Annotated in this window: 7 protein-coding genes; 2 read left to right on the top strand and 5 right to left on the bottom strand. The window is 72.7% G+C overall.

Annotated features, from left to right (window positions below):
- Positions 1–196 precede the first annotated feature (196 nt).
- A complete protein-coding gene (locus ACWDN5_RS35680; RefSeq protein ID WP_449679380.1) occupies positions 197–919 on the top strand; it encodes a hypothetical protein in 723 nt (240 codons plus the stop codon).
- A gap of 5 nt (positions 920–924) precedes the next feature.
- Here ACWDN5_RS35680 and ACWDN5_RS35675 read toward each other — a convergent pair whose 3' ends face one another.
- Together ACWDN5_RS35675 and ACWDN5_RS35670 are read right to left on the bottom strand one after the other, a co-directional pair.
- Positions 925–1677: a metallophosphoesterase gene (locus tag ACWDN5_RS35675; protein WP_449679379.1), complete on the bottom strand. Its 753-nt coding sequence runs from the start codon at positions 1675–1677 to the stop codon at positions 925–927.
- Entirely contained in the window at positions 1674–2300 is a 627-nt protein-coding gene (locus ACWDN5_RS35670; RefSeq protein ID WP_310974237.1) for a GntR family transcriptional regulator, read from the bottom strand. Before ACWDN5_RS35670 ends, ACWDN5_RS35675 begins: the two co-directional genes overlap by 4 nt.
- A 46-nt stretch (positions 2301–2346) precedes the next feature.
- Here ACWDN5_RS35670 and ACWDN5_RS35665 point away from each other — a divergent pair, with 46 nt between their 5' ends.
- Positions 2347–3516, top strand: a complete 1170-nt coding sequence (locus ACWDN5_RS35665; RefSeq protein WP_449679378.1) for an aminotransferase class V-fold PLP-dependent enzyme — start codon at positions 2347–2349, stop codon at positions 3514–3516.
- Here ACWDN5_RS35665 and ACWDN5_RS35660 read toward each other — a convergent pair.
- The 3 genes from ACWDN5_RS35660 to ACWDN5_RS35650 all read right to left on the bottom strand — a co-directional run bounded on the left by ACWDN5_RS35660 (position 3513) and on the right by ACWDN5_RS35650 (position 6608).
- Positions 3513–4334, bottom strand: a complete 822-nt coding sequence (locus ACWDN5_RS35660) for a S1 family peptidase (RefSeq protein ID WP_449679377.1) — start codon at positions 4332–4334, stop codon at positions 3513–3515. The genes ACWDN5_RS35665 and ACWDN5_RS35660 overlap by 4 nt on opposite strands.
- A 146-nt stretch (positions 4335–4480) precedes the next feature.
- Positions 4481–5431 (bottom strand): SDR family NAD(P)-dependent oxidoreductase, encoded by a 951-nt coding sequence (locus ACWDN5_RS35655; RefSeq protein WP_449679376.1) that lies wholly within the window; start codon positions 5429–5431, stop codon positions 4481–4483.
- A gap of 40 nt (positions 5432–5471) precedes the next feature.
- A complete protein-coding gene (locus ACWDN5_RS35650; RefSeq protein WP_449679375.1) occupies positions 5472–6608 on the bottom strand; it encodes an acyl-CoA dehydrogenase family protein in 1137 nt (378 codons plus the stop codon).
- Positions 6609–6661 lie beyond the last annotated feature (53 nt).

The following is a 6661-nucleotide window of genomic DNA, read 5'->3' as shown; positions in this document are numbered from 1 at the left end:
GGGACCTGTCCACAGTGGACACAAAACAGTGCGTCAGAGGCTGTCACTGAGGGCCTTGATCGGCACCCGGCCGGGCGTTCGTCCACGAGTCGCGCGGGCGGGCCAAGCCGTTACAAACCTCGCCGTAACGTCTCCGCGGCCGCCCGCGTCTACGCCGGTGACAGCACCGCCCCGCCTCTGTCAGATCGGGATTCCCTTGATCAGCAACCGAAAGATCGTCACCGCGCTGACCGCCGGGCTGCTGCTGCTCACCGCCGGCTGCGGCGGCGTCGAGCAGGTCGCGAGCCCGGCACCGGTCTCGACGACCGAAACGCCGGCGCCGACCACCGAGACGACTCCGACCAGCACCGCGGAGACCACGACCGAGACGACCCCGGCGGACACCTCGGAAACCACGACCACCGAAGAAGAAACGACCACCTCGGAGACCGAAGAAGCGCCACGGACGCCGTCCGGCTCCTACGACGTCACGATTTCCGGCTCGGTCTCGGGCACCTCGTTCCGCCGGTCCGCCACCCTCCGCATCGTCGAGACGATCTCCTCGAGCGGCACCACGAACGACGTCAACCCGGTCGACGTCTGCCTGGTGTCCGGCAACCCGGCCGGGCAGCCGCAGCCCGGCGCGATCTGGTTCGGCTCGAACTCCGGCTGCGTCCCCGGCGCCGGCGCGGGGCACCTCGACCTGGCGACCGTCGACGTGGACGGGGACACGGTCACCGTCGAGCCCGTCGAGAACATGGCCGCCACCGGCGGCAACGTCTTCACGTCGTCGTCGAGCATCGCGGCGTGCCCGTTCTTCCCGGTGTCGGGACGGCTGCGGGTGACCGCGGGCGGCGGCGTTTCCGGCCGCATCGAGGTCACCGGCTACGGCGGCGCGTTCTGCGGGAAGACGGTCTACAGCGCGAAGATCTCCGGCTGAGTACCTCAGAGCGGGACCACGCGGTGGTGGCTGGTCACCCGGCCGTCGTCGTGGAGGACGTGCAGCAGCAGGGCCGGCGGGCGGTCGTGCTCCAGCGGGCCGCCGTCGGTCCAGCCGCTGTCGCCGCCCGGCTCGATCGGGAGCAGGGAGCCCGAAACGACGCCGGGCGCGATGCGCAGCGGCACGCCCGCGAACGTCGTCGAAGCGCCCGTGTGCACGTGTCCGGCCAGCAGCGCGACCACCCGCGGATGGCGTTCCAGCACCGAGGCCAGCCGCTCCGAGCCGTCCTGGCGGATCGCGTCCACCAGCGGGACGCCGACCTCGACCGGCGGGTGGTGGAAGGCGACGAACGCCGGGCCGTCGCCGCCGGCGAGCACGCCGTCGAGCCACGCCAGGGTTTCATCGGCCAGGAAACCCGCGCCGCGGCCCGGGATCGTCGAATCACACAGCGCGAACAGCACGCCGCCGATCTCCTGCGCGAAGTCGATCGGGCCGTCGGACGCCGGCAGGTCGAGCAGGCCCCTGCGGAACGCCGCCCGGACATCGTGGTTGCCGGGGCACAGCAGCACCGGTGCCGGGTGCTTCAGCAGCTCGGCGGCACGCGCGTACTCCTCGGCCGTGCCGTGGTCGGCGATGTCGCCGGTGACGACGACCGCGTCGACCGGCAGCTGCCCGAGGTAGGCCATCGCCGCCGCGACGCGGGCCTCCGCCCGCGAGCCGCCGTCGAGGTGCAGGTCGCTCAGGTGCGCGATGATCATGGTCCGTCCTTCCCCAGGTACGCCAAGGCCTTGACCCAGTTGGCGACGAGCACCGAGGACGCGGCGGCCAGGTCGCCGTCGCGCAGGGCCGCGGCGATGCGGCGGTGCTCGCCGATGCTCTCCCCGGCGTGGTCGTGCCGGGCGAAGTACGCCGACTCGTAGCGCTTGAGCAGCGGCTTCGTCTGCTCGATCAGGCGCAGCAGGTGCGGGTTCGGGCAGCGGGACAGCAGCAGCGCGTGCCAGCGATCGTCCAAAGCGGACAGATCACCGCCGTCGGCGACGGCCATTTCGCCGGCCACGGCGTCGAGCGCGTCCGGCAGCCCGGCCAGCTCCAGCGGCGACGTCCAGCGCAGCGCGAGCGCTTCGAGCTCGGCCACCAGCGGGTAGAGCCGGCGGGCCTCGTCGAGGTCGAACGGCGGGACCAGGAACCCCCGGCCGGGCGCGGCGACCAGCAGGCCGCGGTCGGCGAGCCCGATCAGCGCCTCCCGCAGCGGCGTCCGGCTGACCCCCAGCTCGCGCGCCAGGTGCACCTCGTTGACGCGGGCGCCGGCCGCGAGCCGCCGGTCGAGCACGCGGGCGGTGATCTGCTCGATGAGGTCGCTGCGCAACGGGGTGCGGGCCATGCCGGACAGTATTGCATACAATAGCTATCTACTGTATTCAGTTCGTATGAGCTTCGACGTCGAACGCGCGCGGCGCGAGACCCCGGGCTGCGCCGAGGTGGTCCACTTCAACAACGCGGGCGCGGCGCTGCCCCCGGCCGTCGTGACCGACACCGTCGTCGAGTACCTGCGCCACGAAGCGCTGGTCGGCGGCTACGAAGCGGCCGCCGCGGCCGCGGAACGCCTGGACGCGGTGTACGCGTCGGTGGCCCGCCTGCTCGGTGCCGGCCACGACGACATCGCGCTCACCGACAACGCGACCCGCTCCTGGCAGGCGGTGTTCTACGCGCTGCCGTTCGGCCCCGGGGACCGGATCCTGACCTCGCGGGCGGAGTACGCCAGCAACGCGATCGCGTTCCTGCAGGTCGCCGGGCGCACCGGCGCGGTCGTCGAGGTGATCGGCGACGACGAATCCGGGCAGCTGGACGTCGACGAGCTGCGGCGGCGCGTCGACGGCAGCGTCAAGCTGATCGCCGTCAGCCACGTGCCCACCCAGGGCGGCCTGGTCAACCCGGCCGAGGAGATCGGCGCGGTCGCCGAGGCGGCCGGCATCCCGTTCCTGCTGGACGCCTGCCAGTCGGCGGGCCAGCTCGACCTCGACGTCTCCCGCCTCAAGTGCGACGCGCTGTCGGGAACGGGCCGCAAGTACCTGCGCGGCCCGCGCGGCACCGGGTTCCTGTACGTGCACCCGCGGCTGCGCGAGCGGCTGGAGCCGGCGATGCTCGACCTGCACTCGGCGAGCTGGGAGTCGCCGACGGAGTACGTCGTCGACCCGACGGCCAAGCGCTTCGAGGTGTGGGAACGCGACTTCGCCGCGGTGTGCGGCCTCGGCGCGGCGATCGACTACGCCCTCGACTGGGGGTTGCCCGCGATCGAGTCGCGCGTTGCTTCACTGGCGGCGTTGCTGCGCGAGCGGCTGACCGAGGCCGGCGCGCGCGTCCACGACGCCGGGGCGCGGAAGTGCGGCCTGGTCACGTTCAGCGTGGACGGCACGCCGGCCACGGAGATCAAGGCGCGGCTGGCGGAGGCGAACATCAACACGTCGCTGTCGACCCGCACGTCGGCGCAGTACGACTTCACCGCGCGGGCCCTGCCGGACATGGTGCGGGCGTCGGTGCACTACTACAACACCGAGGACGAGATCGACCTGCTGGTGCGGGAAGTCGAGAAGCTCTAGCCGCGCCCGCGGATGGTGCGCTGGATCCAGCCGGCGTAGGCGGGCACGCTGGTGTAGAGGCCGGGTCCGTTGGCGCAGGGCACGTCGTCGTCGCCGGGACCGGAGGTGACTCCGATCAGCTCCCACCGGCCATCTGCCCCGCGCCGGATCTGCGGGCCGCCGGAGTCGCCCATGCACGCCATCGCACCGGGCTTGCGGCTCACGGTGCACAGCCGGGTTCGATCCGCGTAGCCGGGCGAACACTCCGACTCCGCGCCGCGACGGGTGTCGAGCTGCTGGAGCCGCTCCGGGAACACCGCCTCGGTGACCTCGGCGGTGTCGACGGTGGTGCCGAACCCCAGCAGGCGGGTCGGCGTGCCGGGGCGGCCGGGACGCTCGGCGACGCGGATCGGCCGGTGCGGCACCGGCCGGTCCAGGCGCACCAGCGCGATGTCGTTCTCGTTCGGCGCCCCGGGCCGGTAACCCGGGTGACGCACCCACCGATCGATCGCGCGCACGGTGCCGCCGGAGCTCCGCCGCTCGCTGCCGATCCGCACGGTTCCCTCCGGCCTGGCCGGGTTGCGCCCCGGATCGACGCAGTGCGCCGCGGTCACCACCCACTGCGGGTGGATCAGCACCGCCCCGCAAACGCCCTTGGCGTTGCCCAGCTCGGGCACGACCTCTGGGATCGAGGCCATGAAGCCGTAGCGTTCGGTGGAGTCCTCCCCGTTGACCACGGCGCCGGCACTGCCGGGCACCGCCAGCGCGCAGAAGGCTCCGGCCAGGACGACCCCCGCCACCCGGACCATGGTGCGACGCACGGATTCCGCTTTCGACATGCTGTTCCTTCGTTCGACGACTTCGGACTGGTGAAGATCAGCTTCGTCGTCGGTCCCCGCCGGAACCACCAGGTCCGCCCCCGGATCCGCCGGGGCGGCCACGCGACGCCGGGTGGTGGGGTCCGCCCCACCCTCCGCCGTCCGGCTCAGGCGAAGGCGTTCACGCCGGTCAGCTCGGCGGACACCGTCCAGAGCCGTTCGGCGAGCGCAGGGTCGATCGCGTAGTCCTTCACGCCGGTGCGGCTGCCGTCGGCCGGGGCGGGCTCGGCGACGTCGCAGTCCTCGAGGTACACGCCGCCGAGGCCGTCGAGCTGCGGGGACGTCGCCGCCCAGACCTGGGTGGCGGCGCCCTGCTCCGGCGTCTTCGCCCCTCCGGTGACCCGGCCGGACTCGTCGACCATGCCGGCGTCGACGAGCTCCTGCCGATCCAGGTGGCGCACGAGGTCGGTGAGGATCCGGCCCGGGTGCAGGGCGAACGCGCGGATTCCGCGCTCGCGGGCCAGCCGGTCGAGGTGCACGGCGAACAGGATGTTCGCCGTTTTCGCCTGGCCGTAGGCGAGCCACTTGTCGTAGCCGCGCTCGAAGTCCAGGTCGGCGAAGCGCACCGGGCCGTAGTGGTGGCCGCGGGAGGACACCGAAACCACGCGGGCGCCCGGGCGAAACGCCGGCCAGAGGCGGTTCACCAGCACGAAGTGCCCGAGGTGGTTGGTGGCGAACTGCGCCTCCCAGCCCGGTCCGACGCGGGTCTCCGGCAGCGCCATGATGCCCGCGCTGCCGATGAGGACGTCGATGCCGCGGCCCGAAGCGAGGAACCGCTCGGCGAAGGCGCGGACGCTTTCGAGGTCGCCGAGGTCGAGCTCGCCGATCTCGACGTTTTCGAGGCCCTGCAACGCTTTCTCGGCCGTGTCGGGCCGCCGGGCCGGGACGACGACGTGCGCGCCCGCCTCCGTCAACGCCCGCGTGGTCTCCACGCCGATACCCGAGTAGCCGCCGGTGACGATCACGAGCTTGCCGGTCAGGTCGAGGCCGTCGAGGACTTCGGCCGCCGTGGTGGTGGCGCCGAAACCGGAGCCGATCTTGTGCTGTGCGGTGGTCATGCCCGCGACGGTAGGACCTGGAGCGGACTCCAGCGCAAGTTCAGCCCTTGAGCAGTTGCCGCGCGATCACGAGCTTCTGGATTTCGCTGGTCCCTTCGTAGATCCGGAACAGCCGCGCGTCGCGGTAGATCCGCTCGACCGTCACGCCGCGGACGTACCCCGTCCCGCCGTGGACCTGCACCGCGCGGTCGGCGACCCGGCTGAGCATCTCGGTGCAGAACAGCTTCGCCGACGACGGCCCGAGCTTGCGGTCCTCGCCCGAGTCGTACTTCGCCGCGGCTTCGTGCACCATCGCGCGGCCGGCCGCGAGCTCGGCGTGGGACTCCGCCAGCAACGCCTGCACCAGCTGGTACTCGCCGATCACCCGGCCGCCCTGGCGCGCCGTCCGCGCGTACTCGACAGCCTCGGCGAGCGCCCGCTCGGCCAGGCCGACGCACAGCGCCGCGATGTGCAGGCGGCCGCGGGCGAGCGAGGCCATGGCGATGCCGAACCCCTTGCCCTCCGCGCCGACCAGCGCGTCGGCCGACAGCTCGACGTCGTCGAAGACCACCTCCGACGTCCAGGCGCCGGCCTGGCCCATCTTGGTGTCGTGCGGGCCGACGGTGACGCCGGGCGCGCCCGCGGGCACGAGGAACGCGGAAATGCCGTGGCTGCCGGTGCTTTCCGGATCGGTGCGGGCGAAGGTGACGAACACTTCGGCGAGCGGCGCGTTGGTGATGAACCGCTTGGTGCCCGAGAGCCGGTAGCGGTCGCCGTCGCGGACCGCGCGGCTGGTCAGCCCGCCCGGGTCCGAGCCCGCCTCGGCTTCGGTGAGCGCGAACGACGCGATCGCCCGGCCCGCGGCCAGCCGCGGCAGCCAGCGGGTGCGCTGTTCCGGCGTCCCGTGGTGCACGATCGCCTGGCCGGCGATGCCGTTGTTGGTGCCGAACAGCGACCGGAAGGCCGGCGTCGTCCAGCCGAGCTCGATCGCCAGCCGGACGTCCTCGGCCATGCCGAGCCCGAGCCCGCCGTACTCTTCCGGCAGCGCCCACCCGAACAGGCCGAGCTCGGCGGCCTTCTCCCGGATTCCGGCCGGGATTTCGTCCCGTTCGTCGATCTCCGCCTCGCGCGGCACGACCTCCTTGCGCACGAAGTCCCGCACCGCGTCGAGGACCTGCCCGAAAACGTCCGCGTCCATGCCGCGGCACGCTACCCGGATCGCTGCCCCCAAGGGCACACCCGGACGCGGTA

It is taken from the genome of Amycolatopsis sp. NPDC003731, assembly GCF_053586895.1.
Note: the sequence above shows the minus strand (reverse complement) of the source record. Positions and strands in the feature narration are given on the sequence as shown.

Coding starts and splice junctions, on each gene's coding strand:
- ACWDN5_RS35660 (WP_449679377.1), bottom strand. CDS start 4,334: ATGTCGAAAGCGGAATCCGTGCGTCGCACCATGGTCCGGGTGGCGGGG.
- ACWDN5_RS35670 (WP_310974237.1), bottom strand. CDS start 2,300: ATGGCCCGCACCCCGTTGCGCAGCGACCTCATCGAGCAGATCACCGCC.
- ACWDN5_RS35675 (WP_449679379.1), bottom strand. CDS start 1,677: ATGATCATCGCGCACCTGAGCGACCTGCACCTCGACGGCGGCTCGCGG.
- ACWDN5_RS35655 (WP_449679376.1), bottom strand. CDS start 5,431: ATGACCACCGCACAGCACAAGATCGGCTCCGGTTTCGGCGCCACCACC.
- ACWDN5_RS35665 (WP_449679378.1), top strand. CDS start 2,347: ATGAGCTTCGACGTCGAACGCGCGCGGCGCGAGACCCCGGGCTGCGCC.
- ACWDN5_RS35650 (WP_449679375.1), bottom strand. CDS start 6,608: ATGGACGCGGACGTTTTCGGGCAGGTCCTCGACGCGGTGCGGGACTTC.